This window comes from Xanthomonas axonopodis pv. maculifoliigardeniae (genome assembly GCF_041519315.1).
Classification (GTDB): domain Bacteria; phylum Pseudomonadota; class Gammaproteobacteria; order Xanthomonadales; family Xanthomonadaceae; genus Xanthomonas; species Xanthomonas euvesicatoria.
The window spans coordinates 3,994,100-4,011,415 of sequence record NZ_CP167998.1 but is presented as its reverse complement, the minus strand read 5'-3'; the positions used below and the strand labels follow the sequence as shown (position 1 = coordinate 4,011,415).

At 59.7% G+C, this 17,316-nt stretch carries 12 protein-coding genes; 3 read left to right on the top strand and 9 right to left on the bottom strand.

Translation table 11 applies throughout. The features are described 5' to 3' along the window. The first annotated feature begins 43 nt into the window (after positions 1 to 43). Genes ACDH77_RS16970 through ACDH77_RS16960 form a run of 3 tightly spaced genes read left to right on the top strand, consistent with a single transcriptional unit; the run spans position 44 to position 5,124 of the window. Positions 44 to 2,284, top strand: a complete 2,241-nt coding sequence (locus ACDH77_RS16970; RefSeq protein WP_228729021.1) for a glycosyltransferase family 2 protein — start codon at positions 44 to 46, stop codon at positions 2,282 to 2,284. Beyond that, the gene (locus ACDH77_RS16965) at positions 2,285 to 4,582 is read left to right on the top strand and encodes a glycosyltransferase family 2 protein (RefSeq protein ID WP_031424945.1); all 2,298 of its coding nucleotides are present in this window, start codon (positions 2,285 to 2,287) and stop codon (positions 4,580 to 4,582) included. A 41-nt stretch (positions 4,583 to 4,623) separates the two neighbouring features. Further along, positions 4,624 to 5,124 (top strand): hypothetical protein, encoded by a 501-nt coding sequence (locus ACDH77_RS16960; RefSeq protein WP_051876477.1) that lies wholly within the window; start codon positions 4,624 to 4,626, stop codon positions 5,122 to 5,124. Positions 5,125 to 6,139: 1,015 nt separating this feature from the next. Here the strand turns inward: ACDH77_RS16960 and ACDH77_RS16955 are convergent. From ACDH77_RS16955 to ACDH77_RS16915, 9 genes are all read right to left on the bottom strand, one after another. After that, positions 6,140 to 7,513, bottom strand: coding sequence for a hypothetical protein (locus ACDH77_RS16955; protein WP_051876474.1), 1,374 nt, complete (start codon positions 7,511 to 7,513; stop codon positions 6,140 to 6,142). Continuing rightward, the gene (locus tag ACDH77_RS16950; RefSeq protein ID WP_031424942.1) at positions 7,510 to 7,911 is read right to left on the bottom strand and encodes a GtrA family protein; all 402 of its coding nucleotides are present in this window, start codon (positions 7,909 to 7,911) and stop codon (positions 7,510 to 7,512) included. Before ACDH77_RS16950 ends, ACDH77_RS16955 begins: the two co-directional genes overlap by 4 nt. Beyond that, complete coding sequence (locus tag ACDH77_RS16945) at positions 7,908 to 9,212, bottom strand: NAD(P)/FAD-dependent oxidoreductase (RefSeq protein ID WP_031424941.1); 1,305 nt, start codon at positions 9,210 to 9,212, stop codon at positions 7,908 to 7,910. The genes ACDH77_RS16950 and ACDH77_RS16945 overlap by 4 nt, the downstream gene beginning before the upstream one ends. 193 nt (positions 9,213 to 9,405) lie before the next feature. Then, on the bottom strand, positions 9,406 to 11,658 hold the full coding sequence (locus ACDH77_RS16940; RefSeq protein WP_372353564.1) for a hypothetical protein: 2,253 nt from the start codon (positions 11,656 to 11,658) through the stop codon (positions 9,406 to 9,408). A 196-nt stretch (positions 11,659 to 11,854) separates the two neighbouring features. Next, on the bottom strand, positions 11,855 to 12,799 hold the full coding sequence (locus ACDH77_RS16935; RefSeq protein WP_031424940.1) for an NAD(P)-dependent oxidoreductase: 945 nt from the start codon (positions 12,797 to 12,799) through the stop codon (positions 11,855 to 11,857). A 1-nt stretch (position 12,800) separates the two neighbouring features. Then, a complete protein-coding gene (locus tag ACDH77_RS16930) occupies positions 12,801 to 13,529 on the bottom strand; it encodes an SDR family oxidoreductase (protein ID WP_031424939.1) in 729 nt (242 codons plus the stop codon). A gap of 2 nt (positions 13,530 to 13,531) precedes the next feature. After that, the gene (locus ACDH77_RS16925) at positions 13,532 to 14,833 is read right to left on the bottom strand and encodes an FAD-binding oxidoreductase (RefSeq protein ID WP_031424938.1); all 1,302 of its coding nucleotides are present in this window, start codon (positions 14,831 to 14,833) and stop codon (positions 13,532 to 13,534) included. Further along, a complete protein-coding gene (locus tag ACDH77_RS16920; protein ID WP_055026748.1) occupies positions 14,833 to 16,221 on the bottom strand; it encodes a UbiA family prenyltransferase in 1,389 nt (462 codons plus the stop codon). Before ACDH77_RS16920 ends, ACDH77_RS16925 begins: the two co-directional genes overlap by 1 nt. A 102-nt stretch (positions 16,222 to 16,323) precedes the next feature. Further along, entirely contained in the window at positions 16,324 to 17,310 is a 987-nt protein-coding gene (locus ACDH77_RS16915) for a lysylphosphatidylglycerol synthase transmembrane domain-containing protein (protein WP_031424437.1), read from the bottom strand. Positions 17,311 to 17,316 lie beyond the last annotated feature (6 nt).

The following is a 17,316-nucleotide window of genomic DNA, read 5'->3' as shown; positions in this document are numbered from 1 at the left end:
GAGCCAACGTCTGCCGACACGAGTGCGCCTGGATGCGACGCCGATGGCTAATCTTGCCGCAACGGTCTTCGGCGGCATCACATGCTGGGAATCTGTCGGGTCAGACCCACAGTTCGCGCTGATCCACCCGGAATTGCCTCTTGCTGCCGGCTGGTACAGGCTGCGTGGCAGCTTGCGAGAATTGGACGGTCTTCTGGCCAATCCCTGCCTCTATCCCGACTATGGCAGCGGGATCGACGAGCAAACCCGCATTGATCTCGGTCTGGCTGTGGGCAGTGGCATGTTGGATGCGGTGGTGCATTTTTCCGCAGCCTTGCAGGCGCTGAGGTTCGATCCGACAGACGCATATGCAAGGTTTGAGCTGGGGCCGCTTGAGATCTACCGGTTGAGCGAACGCGAAGCGTTCTGGTTGTTGTTGCGAAACGGGGTTGGCGCGCGCTTGCGAGATTCGCCACAGGAGGCGCTGGAGTTTGCCGATAGCGCGCGGTCGCAATGGCGCGAGCAGGGTGCGGCTGCTTCGTTGCAGGCGCTGCTCTGCACCGAGCGGAAGGATGTCAGGACGCGCGATGCCGGCTACAGGACCTGGGCGCTGCGCGAAGACCGGCGGCTGGCGGAGTTGGTATCTTCGGCAGGCAACGATACATCGGTGCGGGCTGGCGTTCTTTCGTTGATCTTGCACGACCAAGAGGGTGCGGATTTCTCGGCATGCCTTGAAGCGCTTGCACGCTTGGCTGGGCAGTCCGTCGAAATCGTGGCTGATGCCCGGCAAATCGGTGAATGGCCCAAGAACTGTGCGATGCCTTCGCTACGGGAGGTGGATGTCTACGCATCGCTGGGCGCTCGTCTGCGCATGGCTCAAGCGAACTTTGTCGCTGTGCTTGCTGCGGACGATCGCATCCATCCAGTGACCGTCAAGGTCCTGGCCATGGCAGCTTCTTCGTTCCCGGCAGCGTCCGTGCTCTACAGCGACGAAGACAGGGTGCAGGAACAGGAGCAGCGTTTCGCTCCGCTGTTCAAGCCGGTTTGGGATCGTTTGCGCTGGTACGAGCAGGATTATCTTGGGCGCAGTGCGTTCGTGCGCAGGCAAGAGATCAAGGATAGCCTGCTCGATGGCCTGGATCCGGAAGTGCCGTGGTTCTCGTTGCTGTCTGCATTGATTCACGAGCACGGCGCAGTCCCGCTGCACGTGCCGCATGTGCTGCGCCATGTGAGCGGCGATGTCGGCCCCATCTATGCGCCATTTGCGCGTCACGAGGTGAGCGCGGTGGCGCGTGCGCGCGTGCTTGGGCGGTCTTTGCGCGCACAGGGCGCGGAGGTCGAGGTCTTCGGACGGCGCCGCCTGCGCGTGCGGTATGGGTTGGGCGCAGAGCCAGAAGTCGAGATCATCATCCCGACGCGCGACCGCATCGACCTTCTTGAGCGGTGTATTTCCACTCTTCTAGCCACGACACAATATTCGCGCTATCGCATCACCGTGGTGGATAACGGTTCCGTTGAAGCGCAATCGCATGCCTATTTCGACGCGATCAGCCAAGACGCTCGGGTTCGGATACTGCGTTACGATCGCCCGTTCAACTATTCTGCGATCAACAACTATGCGGTGGCGCAGTGCGATGCCCAGGTCGTGGTTTTGCTCAACAATGATATCGAGATCACCGATGCTGGTTGGCTGCAGGAACTGGTGCGGCTGGCTTTACGTCCGAGGGCAGGGGCAATTGGCGCGAAGCTGTTCTACCCGGACGGCTCGTTGCAACACGCAGGCGTCGTGCTGGGCGTCGGTGGTGTTGCAGCGCATGCCTTTGCCCATGCGCCGCACGATTTTGCCGGCGAATACGGGCGCGCTCTTGTGGTACAACACTATTCGGCGGTCACCGCCGCCTGTCTGGCGGTGACGCGTGCAGCCTATGTCGCCGTTGGAGGCCTGGATGAATCGATCGCGGTAGCCTTCAATGACGTCGATTTCTGTTTACGGCTACGTGCGCACGGTTACGAAAATGCGTGGACGCCGCACGCCCAGGCCTATCACCACGAGTCGGCTAGCCGGGGCATTGAAGATGATCCAGAGAAGCAGGCGCGGTTTGCCGGCGAGGTCTCCACGATGCTGGCGCGTTGGCAGCAAGTGCTTGTTGCCGACCCGGCCTACAGTCCATGCCTATCGCTCGATAGTCCCGCCTTCACGCTAGACCCGGACCGCCATGCGGAAACGCTGGCAAGGGATTTGCAGCCCGTTTATCCTTTAGAATACCTACCCCCGGTGACCCGAGGGACCTTCCCCGAGGGCTAGATGTCCGAAACAATTGCACTTAGCGTTATTCCCCTGCAGCAGATTGCGCCGCTGTCCTCGACATTCCCGACCGCCGCAGCGCACGACGCCAGGTGGCGAGCCTCTGGCAGCGATCCTCAGGTGCAATTGCTTTGGGAGGGCGAAGACTTGGTCGGGGGCTGGTATGTGCTCAGCGGCGAATTGTCTATCTACCGCGGACGCATGTTCGCGCCGGTGCTATACCCATCCTATCGTGTCAGACACTTCGGCGAGGCCGATCGCATCGATCTTCCGTTGAACTTGCTCAGCGGCGAAACGTGCCGATTTGAGATCGTAATCCGTCTCGTGGAGTCGACCACAGGCATCCGGTTCGATCCATCGGTCGCACCAATGGATTTCAGTCATTCCACCTTGCAATTACAGCGCATCAACCGCGGCGAGGCCCTGCGGCGTTTATTCGGCGCATCGTTTGCCCGCCGCGAAAGTAGCGTAAGCAAGCTTCGGCTATTGGCGCGGACGGCGATCGATGTGTTGACCAAGGGGGTTCGCAGCATGGCCGATCGCCTCTATCACGAGTATTCGGCGCGCATGTACTCGGTGTCTTTCTCCGATTACGAGGTGTGGCAGGAGTTCTACGATTGCCGTGACGCTGCATGGAAGCAGGCTGCTGATGCAGAACTTGCTTCCTTGACGCGTAGACCGCTGGTATCAGTCATCGTGCCGACGTACAACACTCCCGAGCGTTGGTTGCGCCGCTGCATCGAAAGCGTGCGCGAGCAGGTGTACCCAAATTGGGAGTTGTGCATCGCCGACGACGCCTCCACCGATCCTGCGGTGATGCGTGTGCTTTCAGAATATGCTGAGCTCGACGAGCGCGTGCGGTTCCAGCGACGCGAGCAGAACGGACATATTTCTGCGGCGTCGAACACCGCGCTGCAGATGGCCAGCGGTGAGTTCGTGGCATTGCTCGACCACGACGACGAATTGCATCCCCTGGCCCTGCTCAAGAGTGTCAAGGCGTTCGAGAACAATCCGCACTGGCAGATGCTGTTCACCGACGAAGACAAGATCGACGTGGAAGGGAAACGCTCGGATCCCTACTTTAAGTCGGACTGGAATCCAGATCTGTTCCTTTCGCAGAACTGCGTCTGCCACTTGACCGTCTATCGCGCCGAAGCAGTGCGTGCGGTCGGCGGGTTCCTCGAAGGGTTCGAGGGTGCCCAGGATTGGGATCTGACGTTGCGGGTCGCCGAAAATCTTCCGCACGATGCGATCGGCCATCTTCCGTTCGTGCTGTATCACTGGCGCATGATCAGCGGCTCCACCGCGATGGCGCCAGGCGAGAAATCGTACGCGCACCTTGCCGCGCTGCGCGCGGTTCAGACGCATCTGGATCGCACCGGCAACGGTGGCAAGGTGCTGGAGATGACGAGCTACAGCGGGTACTTCCGTATTTCCTATCCGTTACCGGAACCGCGACCGCTGGTCAGTCTGCTGATCCCCACCCGTGATCGCATCGATCTGCTCAAGCAGTGCATCGATTCGATCCTGCAACGTACCGATTATCCGAACTACGAGATCGTAGTCATTGACAACGATTCCCAGGAGGAGGCTTCCAGGGAGTATTTTGCGCAGGTACAGCAGGATCCGCGCGTCCGCGTGCTGCCGTACCCGCATCCGTTCAACTACTCGGCGATCAACAACGCCGGCGCGCGCGTTGCCCGTGGGAAGGTGCTGGGGCTGCTCAACAACGATATCGAGGTCATCAGTCGCGATTGGCTGGACGAGATGGTCGCCCACGCACTACGTCCCGAGATCGGGGTGGTGGGAGCGATGCTGTACTACCCGAACAACACGATTCAGCACGCCGGCGTGATCCTCGGCATCGGTGGCGTGGCCGGGCACTGCTATGTGGGCATGGCGCGTGGCTGGCCGGGCGACAAACATCGCGGTGGCTTGGCGCAGAGTCTTAGTGCGGTGACTGCGGCCTGTGCGATTGTGCGCCGCTCGGTGTTCGAGCAAGTTGGCGGATTGGACGAGCAACTGGAAGTGGCTTTCAACGACGTCGACTTCTGCCTCCGCGTTCGTGAAGCCGGCTACCGCAACCTGTGGACCCCTTTCGCCGAGCTCTATCATCACGAATCGGCTTCGCGTGGCTACGAGACCACTCCAGAAAAGATAGCCCGCTTCAAGCGCGAAGAAAGCTTCATGAAAGGGCGCTGGGGCAAGTTGTTGCAGCAGGACCCTTACTACAACCTCAATTTGACAATTGAATCGACGCCATTCACCCTCGCCTATCCACCCCGCGTTTCGGGTTGAATGGCCTCTTCTACGCAAGTCGATCACCTTGGAGTTCTGAGATGCGACCGATTATTCTGATCGCTTCCCTGATGCTGGCATTGCTGGTGGGGTGCAAGCGGCACGAAGCACCGGTCCCAGAAGATCCCGGCACCACTGCCGTTAAATCCGCGCTCTACCAAGCCCCCGCGCAGCCACTTGTGGCCGGGGGTAGCTGTGCATTGGATTCGGTAGACGGTACCCCGGCAGCGAATGCGTCGGTCAAAGCGGGTGCGGGTTCGTTGTTCGCTGGTTGGATGGGCGATGCACAAAAGCAGGTTCCCGAGAAGGCTATGCTGATTTTTAAGGGGCAAGCCCAGTCCTATCAGTATCCGCTTCGTGCGAAAGGCGAGCGTCAAGACGTGGTTGCCGCACTTGGAGCTCCAGGACTGGCAATGTCCGGTTATAACGTTGTGCTTTCGCTGAAAGGGATTGCACCCGGCAAATACTTCCTTTCCATCATCAATAACGAAGAGCCGGCGACCGAATGCAATTTGAACATCGAACTCACCGTCATCAACTGATTACCATCAGCGCCAGCGCTGTCGCTGGCTCTGTCCATGCTCAAAAGAGTGATCGTCAGGCTTGGCGCCAGCTCCACGGACATCAGGATTGAAGTGGTAATATTCGTGGCGTCTAATCCTTTCGGCGCCGATCGATAATGCTCGCCGCCGCATGATACCTCGCCGTTCGCATCGTTCTATCCAATGTGATCAGCACGTACTGGATGGGCGAAGAATTCGTTCTCTGCCGTTTCGCAGGATTTGAGCAGGTGAAGTTCCAGTATGCCGGCGGCCACGGCAGTAAGCGTTGAACTACAAGAAGATTCAGATGTGCCCTGCAGTAGACGTCGAAGTACTTTCCGCTCGCCGTTAGATTCTTTTGCGATCGACAAGGTATGATCGGTTGCGGCTAATTTTGAATTATTTCAGCGATCTCTGGTGGTTCCAGCGGATACGTCGCGTAACCTCACTTCGTCGGGTCAGTTCGGCGAAAATAGGACAAGCGAAGGGCGCTTATGTTTCCAATAGTGCTGCTTCCACTCATTCTTCAGCGTTGATTTCCCTGCGAAGAGCGTCGAAGCATCTGCCTTGGATCCGGAATCGCCAGCGTCAGCTGCCTCCGTTCCCAGCAGTATCTGTGTGTCAGTTATCCATTTGATCGGATTCGTGACACGCTCAGTGACATACGCTGCTATAGCGGAAACGGCTTTCACCCAGCGCGGCAAGTAGTCAATTTGGCTGACGATGTAATCGTTTCTGGGGTGGCCATTGCGTCCCCCCCTTGGGAACGCTTATCTCTGAATCGGGGCTCTCCGCTCCAAGTAGTCGCATAGCGGCTCTGCGCTCCCGGCTTCCGGACGCAAAGCCGAAGAAGTGGCCCGACCTGAAGCTCCAGCTAATCTTCTGCAATGCCTCGACACAACTAATCAGTAAGGCCCAACTTGGCTCCAATGACGCAATTGCCAATTTTGCAAAAAAGTCCGAACAGGAAAGACTCACAGTAGATATCCGATCTTCTGCGTGATTCTCGCTTGCCTCAGTCTTTCTCGTTGGGCAGGATTCTTCGCAATGTGGGGTCATCGAGCATCTGGCGTAGAAGATCTGCACGTGGGTAGGGGATCTCGAAATGGGGCACGTTCAATGCTTCCGGGTCGCCCGTGCGTAGGTACCGCAGCGTGTTGTGCTGTTGCAGGGCAAGCGCGCCGGATCTGCCCACTAACTGTGCCCAATCGAGGGGAGTACGGACTATCAGGCCGCCGAGTAATACGCCCGCAAATGCGGTAGTAGCTATGCGTGCCGTCCAGCGGATTTGACGATTCTCAATATCGGCTTTCCACATGCGTAGCGCGAACCAAGCATTGGCAAACAATCCAGGCAACAAGAGCTCGCTATAGCGTGGTGTCAATTCGATCAGGCCTTGCCCGCGCCCCATAGCGATCGCCAGTGCTTGGATTGTGCTCCAGCCGGCCAAGCCTGCCATAATCAAGTCAGTACGGGTCACTTGCTTCCGCCAAATCAGTCGGACAAACATGATCGGACAGAGTAGCCACAGATAGAAGACAGCCCAGTGGTAACCGATGATCGGCCAGCCCAGGATGTGGTTGAGTGCGTCTGCGAAGTGCAGCAGGTCGTGGGGACGCATCGTTTGATGTGGGAGAATGACCGGCGTCTTCAGGAACGCAAGAATAGCGAGTGGGATCAGCACTGCGCAGGTGAGCAATGCGGGCCAGCGGCGGCCTGGGAGCACCAAACATGCCATGAGATAAACAGCGGTTGCTGCTATTGGCGTGAGAAGTCCCGATGCCATGGTGCTGCAGGAGACCGCCGACAGCAGCAAGACTAATCCGCAGGCGATAAGGTTGTCGTGCCTACTCGCGGCGATGGAGACGGTTGCGATGCCGAACACGATGAGAAAATAGAACTGGCTCTGAAAACCAATCAGAAAATTCTCCCAGCCGAAGGGCAGTGCTGCAAAGAGCACTGCCAGCCCGACCAGTGACCACCGGTGACGGCCGAGACTGATGTCCCGCAATGCGATCCAGCTGAGACTTGCCGGAATCAATGCATAGATGAGGGTGCTTGCGCGGGCTTCATAAAGGTTGTTCCATGTGCCGGTAAGTGCGTACACCGCCAGGGTCACCAGCCGAGTCGGCAGGATACGGTGTTCGTTATGCGGGGCAAACAGATCAACCATCCGCAGCGAGCCTTCGATCCAAGGCTTCAACAGATGCAAGCCTTCGGCATCCCACTGATCCCAGAAAGGCATAGCGACGGCAAAGTGCTGCACGTACATCAGTCGAATGAGCGCAGCAGCCACGGCAACAAGCAGCACCGACAGCACCTGACGAGCACGAGCAAGTTGTGGGGTCTCGGGTAGTTGAAGCCGTTGATCGTGAGTCGATGCATTCATGAGCGAAGCTCCCGGAATGTCAGCGCCTTATGCCCGGCGTAGCTTGTGAAAACGGGGACCGCAACACCCACCAAGTGAGCGACGGCTTCGGCATGGAAACGCATCCCGATTGCGGGAAACAGCCAGCGCGCCAACAGCAGGCTGACAGCCAATGTCTGCAAGACAGCCAACATATTGATCGCCACGAACCAAGCTGCCTGATGATGCAAGGCGTTGCCTGATTGCGCGAACACAAAGCGCTTGTTGAGCAGAAAAGCAGTGATCATGCCGATGATGTAGGCCACGATGATCGCAGGCGCGTACGGCATGATATTGCTTAGCGCAATGCGCGAACCGAAGTTCACCACTGCGGCGGTTCCGCCAGCAACGATGAACCGGAGGAACTGTTGGCTGATCATCCCCGCAGGACTTCTTCTGCGAGACGATCTGCAGCCTGCAGACTCTCGGAGATTGAGCGGTCCTCCGGGTAGTAATAGGCAGTATCGGCCATGAAAAATCCGGACACCGGGGTGCGCATGGCTGGCAGCATATCCTGGAATCCAGGCGGACAAATGGTCTGCGCGAACTCATAGCGGTGGCAGTGCGTTGCCAGAACCCAGTCGCGTTGGAATGACGGATTCAGCTTCGGCAGATAGCCAAGTACCTCTTCGATCAATGCTTCGTTGCTCATGCTCCATTTCGGATGGGTCTTGGGCATGTAGAACGGGGCGTACAGGATCTTCTGCCCCGGCGGCGTGGTGGGATTGAGGTTGCTGTATTCGATTACGCCCGGAATCGCGATGTTCGGGTCGCTGATGTTCATCCAGAAATTTTCGCTGACCGCGTGCTTCAGTTTCAAAATGACGCAGGCGACCGGAATATTCTCGATGGCGCGGATTTGGGCGCTGAAATCGGAAGGCAAGCCGGGCACCATTGCCGGCACGTATTGGATGGGAGCCGTCGAGACTACGCCATCGTAGGCCAGGAACTGGCCGCCTACGCGGACGCCGCTGACGTTGCCGTTTTCACTCACGACTTCATCGATGCCCTGCGACAGCACAATGCGACCGCCGCGGGAGGTGATGTCTGCGGCCATCTTGTCAAGTAGGGTCATCGAGCCGCCATCCAGGTAGCCAAGGCTCTCGTGCATAAGGCTGCGCCGCGATAACGCGATCCGCTTGATGCGCGTACCGATCCAGCTGGCGGACAGATTGTCTTTGTATTCGAAGAACTTCAGCCGGAATGCATCCTTCCACATCACGTCGTATGCCTTGTCGCCAATCCACTTGCGGATCCACGCGGTCGCATTGACCTTGTCCAGCGCCGTCCAGTCCTTGATGCCTTTGGTATAGATGACGTGCAGCGCGTAGCGGAGCTTGCTGATCGGCCCAAGATGCGGGAAGCCGAGCAATGCGAACGGCGTTCCCCACTTGTAGAGCTTTCCATTGTAGAAATAGCCCATCTTGGTATCCGTCCAATGCAGCTTGTCCGACATGCCGTAACGGCCCAGCAGGGCGAACAGCGGATCGTCGGTCTTGCAGATGAAATGATAGTAGCGTTCGATGGAAAGGCCATCGAAATCGAAGGTCGCGGACATGCCACCGATGCGGTCGTCGCGTTCGTAGATATCCACGCTGTGGCCGGCGTCGAGGAGCCGAACGGCCGCCATCAGGCCCATGGGGCCGGCGCCGACGATCGCGTAGTTCTTCTTTGAGGTCATGTCATTGGCTTCAGTAGAGGGGCGCCAGCGCCAGAATCAATGGGTGGCGCGGCAGGCAAGAGGGAAGTTTAGCCTGTCATCGCCGTCGGTGATGCGGTGCCGGAGTGAGGTGGGCCGGCGCAGGGATGGCGATCATTGCCTGCGCCAATCGTAGTGCGTAGGGCCGCAGCGAAAAAATTAACACTCGCGGTTCTCATCCATATTCTGCTGAAGCCAGGCTACAGGAGGCGAGCAGGCCCCCCGTCAATGCCAGGGTGGCACCGATATAGATTGCGGACGACGCGCCATCAAAAGGCCTGTCGAAGGCATAGGCAAGTGCCGCGACCGCGACATTGAGCGCGACGACGGCATATAGTGCCGGCGGAAGGCATTGAGCAAGCATGATTAGTACTACCAGCATGCTCATCAGGAAGCTGAAGTAGGCGCCCTGATGAATGATCGTCTGTCCAGGCTCGTAGATCACCAGGATCCAGAGCAGGAACGAGAATGCTGTGGCGAGTGCCAGGTCGGAGGGGAATCGCACTAGGCGCAAGTTGCGGTGCTTTGCCAGCGCGTAGGCAATGCAGGGCAGCAACCACAGAGGCGACGCAAACCACAGCGAATAAGCGCCGTAGAAAAAACTGTTATCGACGACGGTCGTGATCGCTGCAGGGCTGTAACTTCGGAACAGCGCAAGTGCGTCGCCGAAAAAACCAAAACTGCCGTGCATGAGGCTGTTTAAATTGTAGGCGCGGCCAGCGAGCCATTGGCCAAAGCCAAGATCGGCATAGGCTGCACGCAGGACGTGTAAGAACGAATCCTGGGTGACCGTGACTTGCCCGGCGAAATGCCACTTTAACAGTCTGTCGCCGGGCGGATCGATAAGGCGCTGGTAGCCAACCCAAGGCAGGTAGGCGGACACGGCAAGGATGCCAGTCTTGACAAGTACCCATAATGCTTGCTTGCGCTTCAATAGCAGTAGGGCGGCTGTGGATCCGACCAGGGCGAATAGCGCTCCGCCATGTGACAGCATGGCCATGGCTGCTGCAAGGCCGGCCATCGACCACCGCGCTGGCCTGGCGATGCTGGCTGGCCCGAACAGGGCGATGTGGAAGATGGCGCAAAACGTCGCTGCAAAAAGTTTGGGCCAAACGAACAGGCCGTTGAGTAGTACCAGCGGCGAAAGCGCCAGCGCGAAGACGATCGCGGCCCGTTGCGAACGCAGCGGCAGCGTGCCGACCAAGACGAGCAGCGGCACTAGCACCAGGGCTTGGGCCCACGTCGAAAGGGCCTGATAGATAAGGCCGCCGCCCGGTAGCCAGGAATGAAAGAACAGCAGATACAGGCCAGACTGCAGGGGCGGCCGATCGCTACTCAGCCAGTCGCCGATCATGGGTACGTCCAGGCGCCCGGCCGAAACCATCTCGGCGAAGGTGAGTGGTAGCCACGAGTCCATGGGCAGGTTACGCCAACGATTGGCGGCGACCTGCCAGTCCTGCCCGTCCCATGAGAACGGATAGAGTCCGATCCAGAGAATCAGCAATGTCAGCAGGAACGAGGGAAAGAAGATGTGGTGTAGAGCGGCGGCCTCGGCAATCGGTGCCGGTCCTCGGCGCAGCCGAAGCGGTAGCGCAAGCAGCGGCAGTGCGGCAAGGCCGTAGGCGATGATTCCGCCGAGGGTGGGAGATGCGATGTAGCTCGCAATGACGCACCCGGATGCCGCACCGAGCGCCAGGACCGCGCACAACGCGCGCGCCGGTATCGTCCAGGTTCGTGGCAGCAGCAAGCCGGCGAGGATTATCCACAGGTGCGCGGTCAGGATAGCCAATGCCATCGGCAGCGCGTGGGCAGGCAGGGTCGTGGACAGGCCGGCACGATCAAAGCCCATTCCAGCCCAGCCGAATGGGCCGGTCGCGTCGTCGACGAGCTGAAGGTAGAACGCGTGCGTCTGGGCCGCCTCGGGCAACTGGAAGGTGACCGATTTCCAGCTCTCCCCGATCTTGTCCGCCTTCAATGTCGAAGTGAAACTGCCGTCGGTGGCGACCGCCAGGATGCGGACGCCCCCGGTATCGGGATATCCCGCCATCATCACGGTCACGCGCCGGGTCCCGGCGGGGTATGCCGTTGTCCTGATTTCGCCAGTGGAGGCGTCCCCCTGGTCGCAGTAGGTGATACGCCCGTCGATGCTCGGCGCCTGCTTAAGATAGGGAGACTGCTTCGGGGGGCAGCCACCCTCCTGCAAGAGACCCGGGTGTGGTGATTGCTGGCATGCCAACAGCGACATGCTCAGGACGGCAATGGCATGCCACTTGCGAAATAGGCAGAACATGGACTTTTCTTCGAAAAAGAAGGGAGCAATCGCGCTCTGGCAATGGGCCCGCGGATCCCATCGCACAGCGTGCGAAGCATTGGTTTTCCCTGCGGCATTTGGAGGCGGAACCGACATGTATCCGCCAAAAATAAACATAAAGACAATGCGCGCGGATTTCAGTTTCCCGGTGGGACGGGCGCTATTCCTTCGTGGTGATGGAGGCTTCCCCAGCCCTTAGGGTTGAGCTTGATGGTATGAGAGCAGATTGGTCAAGTTTGCGAAGTTCTTCGGCGGGCACAATAAAGAAGACCCACTAGAAGACGATTTTCAATGCTGGGAAATAGCGGTCTCTTTAGCGCTGCAGAACGATGCGGCTATACCGAGGATCGGTGTAACTCTCCCGGATTGCGTCTTCGAACGGCGTCTGGCGTACGCCGAACACGGCTTCGGTATCGACGCCCTTGAAGTCGTCGCCAGCGCTCAGCGCCTTCAACTGGTCGGCGGTGAACGGCGGCTTGGAACTGAAGAGCGAATACACGCGCAGCAGGAAGGCGAAGAAGCCGATCGGGATGTGCACGATCAGGGTGTGCAGTTTCTTGACCCGCTTGATCGTCTTGATGATGTCGACGTAGTCCACGCGCGTATCGCCAACGATATCGTAGACATCGCCGTCGGGCTCGCGTTCGATGCACTTGGCGATGCAACGACAGAAGTCGCGCTCGTACAGCGGCTGGCGCATGAAGCGGCCATCGCCCGGAATCGGGAACACCGGCGTTTTGGCCATGAAGCGCGACAGCCAGCCCAGGTGCTTGGGGTCGAACCAGCCGAACATCAGGGTTGGGCGTAGCACGCAGTGGCGCAGGCCACTGGCGACCACCATCTCTTCCTGCGCGCGCTTTGTGTTGGTGTAGTCATCCTTGGCCACCGAGTTCACCACCGAGGAGCTGATGTGCACCAGATACGGCACCTTCGCCGCGCGGCAGGCATCGAGCACGTGCGCGGTCGCGGTCAGGTTGTTTCGGGTGAATAGATCGGTTGTCTTACCGGTGATCTGCGCGTGCAACTGGGCGACGCAGGCTGCACCCTCGAACTCGCGTGCCCAGTCGCCGGGCTCGGCAAGGTCCGTCTGCACCACGCGCACGGCCGGGTGCAGCTCGCGCAGGATCTGCAGGTTGTGCGCATGTTTGTCGATCGCCACTAGCTGGGTGTAGCCCTGCTGTTCGAGTTCGACGATTAGGTTCTGGCCGACCAGGCCCGCGGCGCCGGTGATGACGATCTTGGCGTGTTTGTCCGTCATGTCAGAGCTTGATCCTGCGAAAAATGAATTCCGGGATGTTCTTGATCACCAGCATGATTGCCCACCAGAAACTAGGCAGGTAGGCCACAGCGCGACGCTTGTCCACTGCACTGAGGATCCCCTTGGCAATCTGGTCCGGCTTCGCCCACAGTGCGCCCTTTTTGAAGGCGGCGGTCATGGGGGTGTCGACGAAGCCCGGCTTGATCGTGAGCACGTTGATGCCCTGCGGGCGCAGGTGTTGTCCCAGGCCGCTCAGGTAGGCGGTCACTGCGGCCTTGGCGCTTCCATAGAGGTAATTACTGGCTCGGCCGCGATCTCCGGCCACTGAGGAAATGACTGCTAGCGTAGCGCCCGACGTCAGTCGCGGCACAACCGCTGCGCACAGGGCAATCGTGGAGGTGCCGTTGGTGGCGAATTCGCGCAGCGACAGTTCGACCGATGCGTTACACGCAGCCTGATCCGGCAGCGTGCCATGTGCGATCAATACGACATCGACACCGCCCAATGCAGCCCAGGCTGCATCCAGAACCTCGCCATGATGCGCATCGTCGTTGACATCCAGCACGCCGATGCTGCTTCGCGCGCCGCGGGTCGTGAGGTCGGCGGCAATTATTTCCAGGCGCGGGACTTGGCGGCCGAGCAGGTGGATGGCCGCACCGCGTGCGGCGTAGCGTCGGGCGGTTGCTTCGGCAATGGCCGAGGTGGCCCCGATAATAAGGACGCGTTGCATGTCTACTCCGTGACCCGGCGCCAGAAGCCGGAAGAAAAACGTGGATCGAGATAGCTGCCGAACTCGCGCCAGCGGCCATAGGCACGCTGAAACGACTGCGCTGTCATACGTGCGTCCTTGGCAGGGTACAGAGCACCGCCTGCGTCGTCGACAATGCGGTCCAGTCGCTCAAGCAGGCGGAAGACGCCAGGACCGGTATTGGGGAAGTCCAATGCCAAGGTCGTGCCTGGCCTTGGGAAAGACAGCATGCCAAGGGAAGGTGTGTTGCCGAATTCCTTCAACACGGCCAGGAACGAGCCACTGCCGCTGCGCGCGATCTCTGCAAGCAGCGCGTCCACTCCGTCCCGCGCGGTTGCGGGCGGCAAGACACATTGATACTGCAGAAAGCCAGAAGGACCGTACATACGGTTCCAGTCACGGATTCCATCAAGTGGGTAAAAGAACGGTAAGAGGTGGCTGACGAAGCGTTTGCGCGGCGCGGGCTGGCGCCAGTAGTAGAGCGTGTTGAAAGGCCGCAGGGAGAACGTATTCACCAGCGATATCGGCGGAGTGAAAGGCATGGATAGACCTGCACCTGGCGGTTTCGGTCGCTCTTGCGCAAGCCCGGTACAGTGATCTGCGCGGGTAAAGTGCCCGCGACCACGCGCCTTGCCGCTTGCCAGACAATCGATCCACGCCACACTGTACTCGTGGCTTTCGGCTGCGGCCGCCGACAACGCAAAAAACTCATCAAGCGAGCCGAAGCGAATGTTTTCTGCTTCCAGCATGGGGCCGCCGACCCGACGCAGCTGAATTTCCGCCCAGGTGATCAGGCCGGTCAGCCCAAGTCCTCCCACTGTAGCTGCGAACCAGCGATCGGCCTCATCCGGCGTACACAATCTGCGCTCGCCGTCGCTACGCAGCAGCTCGAATGCGCGCACATGGTGGCCAAAATTGCCGGTGCGATGATGGTTCTTGCCATGCACATCGTTGGCAATGGCGCCGGCAACGGTGACGTAGCGCGTGCCGGGCGTCACCGGCAGAAACCAACCTTGCGGCAATACCAGCTCGATGATCTCGGCAAGGGTGACCCCCGCCTCGCAGCGAAGGACGCCATTGCCGGGATCAAAGGCAATGAATCGATCAAGCCCGCGTGCGCACAGCAGTGCGCCATCCGGATTCAGGCAACTATCGCCATAACTGCGTCCGTTACCACGAGGCAGCGCAAAGCCGTCGAATGCGGGCAGATTCGCCGCTCGATCATTGATCGGTAGCAGCGTCTGCTGCGCTCTGGGATACCGCCCCCAGGATTGCCCCGGCGCCATCAGATGGCACTCAGGGCGAATAACCCGCACAGCACCACAACGATCTGACTGACACGGTCGGTGGCAGCGAATACGATCGGGTCGTCATGCATCTCTCCACGATGAGCAATGATCCAGACCCTGCTCACCCAATACAGCAACACCGGGCACACCAGCCAGAGCAGCTTGGGATTGCGGTACAGCTCCACACTCTCGGGACTGTTGATGTACAGCGCCATCACCATCACCGCGATGTAGCCGGCCGCCGCACCCATGGATTGCAGCAGCGAGAGATCCTCCACCGAATAGGCCCGGCCACTGGCCTTGGTCTTGCCGCTGCTCAACATGGCATGCAGTTCCGTGTAGCGCTTGAGCAGCGCGAGCGACAGGAACATGAACATCGAAAATGCCAACAGCCAGAACGACAATTCGATACCGATCGCCACGGCGCCGCCGATGATGCGCACGGTGTAGAGCGCTGCGAGCAGCACCACGTCGATCATCACAATGCGCTTCAAACGTAGCGAATACGCCAAGGTCATGACGTAGTAAGCAAGCAAGACCAGGGTGAATTCAATATTGCATGCCAGCGACAGCAGGAGGCCTGCCACTGTCAGTGCAGGGGCAACCAGTAGGCCATGCAGAAGCGGGAGTCGGCCTGCCGCAAACGGGCGCTTGCGCTTACGCGGATGCTGACGGTCAGGCGTCAAGTCCAGCAGATCATTGAGCACATAGACGCCGGAAGCGCATAAGCCGAATGCGACCAGCGCAATCGTGGATTGCAGCACCGATTCCAGATCCAGGAATCGGTGCGCGGTCAGCAGCGGAACGAACACGAGCAGATTCTTCAGCCATTGGTGCAGGCGCAACGCTTTCAGCCACGCACGGGCCCGCGACGGGGCAGGCCAATGCGCATGCACGGTCGTCCTTTGCGCCGCTGCCCTTGCCAGTGCGGTGCCGTTGTTGACGACCCAGGCGCCCCCGGCCTTGTCCCAGACGTGCAAATCCACGCTGCCGTTGCCCGCGTAATCGAAGTTGCCCTGACCAAACGCGTCGATCAGCACCTCTGCCTTGTTGCGACCAGACAGATTGCGCTTTCCATCACTGGCAATGACCTGCTCGAAGAGGCCCAGATGCTCTGCAATGGGCTGCACCAGGAGTGCGTCGGAGGCGGTGCACAACACGCGCGGGCGTTGCGCTGTGGTGCGCAACAGCTCTAGCACCTGGTGGTTGTAGGGCAGGGTCTCTGCAGGCAGGACGACGCGGGACGCAAGTTCGCGCTTCAGCGCGGCCTTGCCACGCAACAGCCACAGCGGCAGCAAGAACACGTAGAGCGGGTTTCGCGCCAGCAACGCCAGCACCGACTCATAGAGAATGTCCGAATTCAAAAGCGTGCCATCCAGATCCACGCACAAGGCGCGTCCCGAAACAACCGGACGGGTGGTGCTGCTGGTAGGGGAGGACATCGACTGCCTGGCGATCCATTGCGGGGCGCCGATTATACCTGTCGTTCACCGCGCGCTCTTGCGGACGGCGAATTCTGCAGCAAGCATGGACACTGCACCGACGAGAATGGCGTACCAAAGCGTCACCAGGCGCGCCGCGACAGCGACCGCAATGGCGTCTGCAGTAGAAATTCCGAGCCGGTTGAGCATCAAGACGATGGCCAGTTCGGTCGAGCCGACGCCACCGGGAACAAACGACAGTGCGCCGATCAGCATCGCAAGTGGGTAGATACCGAGCGCGACAGTAGGCTCCAGTTGCAGGCCCATGCCGATGCAAAGGCTTACGAATACCGCCGATGTCAGTCCCCAGGCGATGAACCCGGCAAGCATGCTTTGCCCGAACGCAGGCAGATCCAGGCAGCTACGCAATTCCAGGGCTGCTGCAAGGAAAAAATGCGCCAGTTGCCGCAGCCAGCGGCCGGGAAGTCGCGCGGTCACGCCTTTCAGGTTGTCCAACAACGCGGGCCAGGCGGCTGCGCCGAACAGCGCGCAGACAAATCCCAGCACGACTGCAGCTAGCGCGCCCAGGGTGGGGAATACGGATGCGGCCAGCAGGGACAGCGACAGGATGACCAAAAGGTCGGATGCGCGCTCGAAGACGAAGACACCCAATGTGCGCTCGGCGGGAATGCCCATCCGCGCGAAGTAGCGAATCCGCATCAATTCGCCTGCCTTGCCTGGCGTAGCGGTCAGGGCGAAGCCCGCCAGATAGCCAGCCAGGCCAAGCCCCATTGGTACGCGATGCCCTTTGCGACGGAGCAGCCATTGCCAGCGCCAGTACCGAAACAGGTACGTCAGCGATACGGGCACGATTGCGAGCAACATCAGGTGCCAGACGTCACTCAGCCGCGAGAACGTCCCGTTCCCGTGGTCTACCCAGACCAATGCGGCGATATAGCCGCCGCATAGCAGCACGACGAAGCCGACCAGATAATCCAGACGGTGCCGCGATGTCGCGGCACCGTTGATGCGGGAAGACGAAGGCGCATCCATTGCAGC

Coding starts and splice junctions, on each gene's coding strand:
- ACDH77_RS16955 (WP_051876474.1), bottom strand. CDS start 7,513: ATGAATGCATCGACTCACGATCAACGGCTTCAACTACCCGAGACCCCA.
- ACDH77_RS16925 (WP_031424938.1), bottom strand. CDS start 14,833: ATGGCGCCGGGGCAATCCTGGGGGCGGTATCCCAGAGCGCAGCAGACG.
- ACDH77_RS16945 (WP_031424941.1), bottom strand. CDS start 9,212: ATGACCTCAAAGAAGAACTACGCGATCGTCGGCGCCGGCCCCATGGGC.
- ACDH77_RS16930 (WP_031424939.1), bottom strand. CDS start 13,529: ATGCAACGCGTCCTTATTATCGGGGCCACCTCGGCCATTGCCGAAGCA.
- ACDH77_RS16915 (WP_031424437.1), bottom strand. CDS start 17,310: ATGGATGCGCCTTCGTCTTCCCGCATCAACGGTGCCGCGACATCGCGG.
- ACDH77_RS16970 (WP_228729021.1), top strand. CDS start 44: ATGGCTAATCTTGCCGCAACGGTCTTCGGCGGCATCACATGCTGGGAA.
- ACDH77_RS16965 (WP_031424945.1), top strand. CDS start 2,285: ATGTCCGAAACAATTGCACTTAGCGTTATTCCCCTGCAGCAGATTGCG.
- ACDH77_RS16950 (WP_031424942.1), bottom strand. CDS start 7,911: ATGATCAGCCAACAGTTCCTCCGGTTCATCGTTGCTGGCGGAACCGCC.
- ACDH77_RS16960 (WP_051876477.1), top strand. CDS start 4,624: ATGCGACCGATTATTCTGATCGCTTCCCTGATGCTGGCATTGCTGGTG.
- ACDH77_RS16940 (WP_372353564.1), bottom strand. CDS start 11,658: ATGTTTATTTTTGGCGGATACATGTCGGTTCCGCCTCCAAATGCCGCA.
- ACDH77_RS16935 (WP_031424940.1), bottom strand. CDS start 12,799: ATGACGGACAAACACGCCAAGATCGTCATCACCGGCGCCGCGGGCCTG.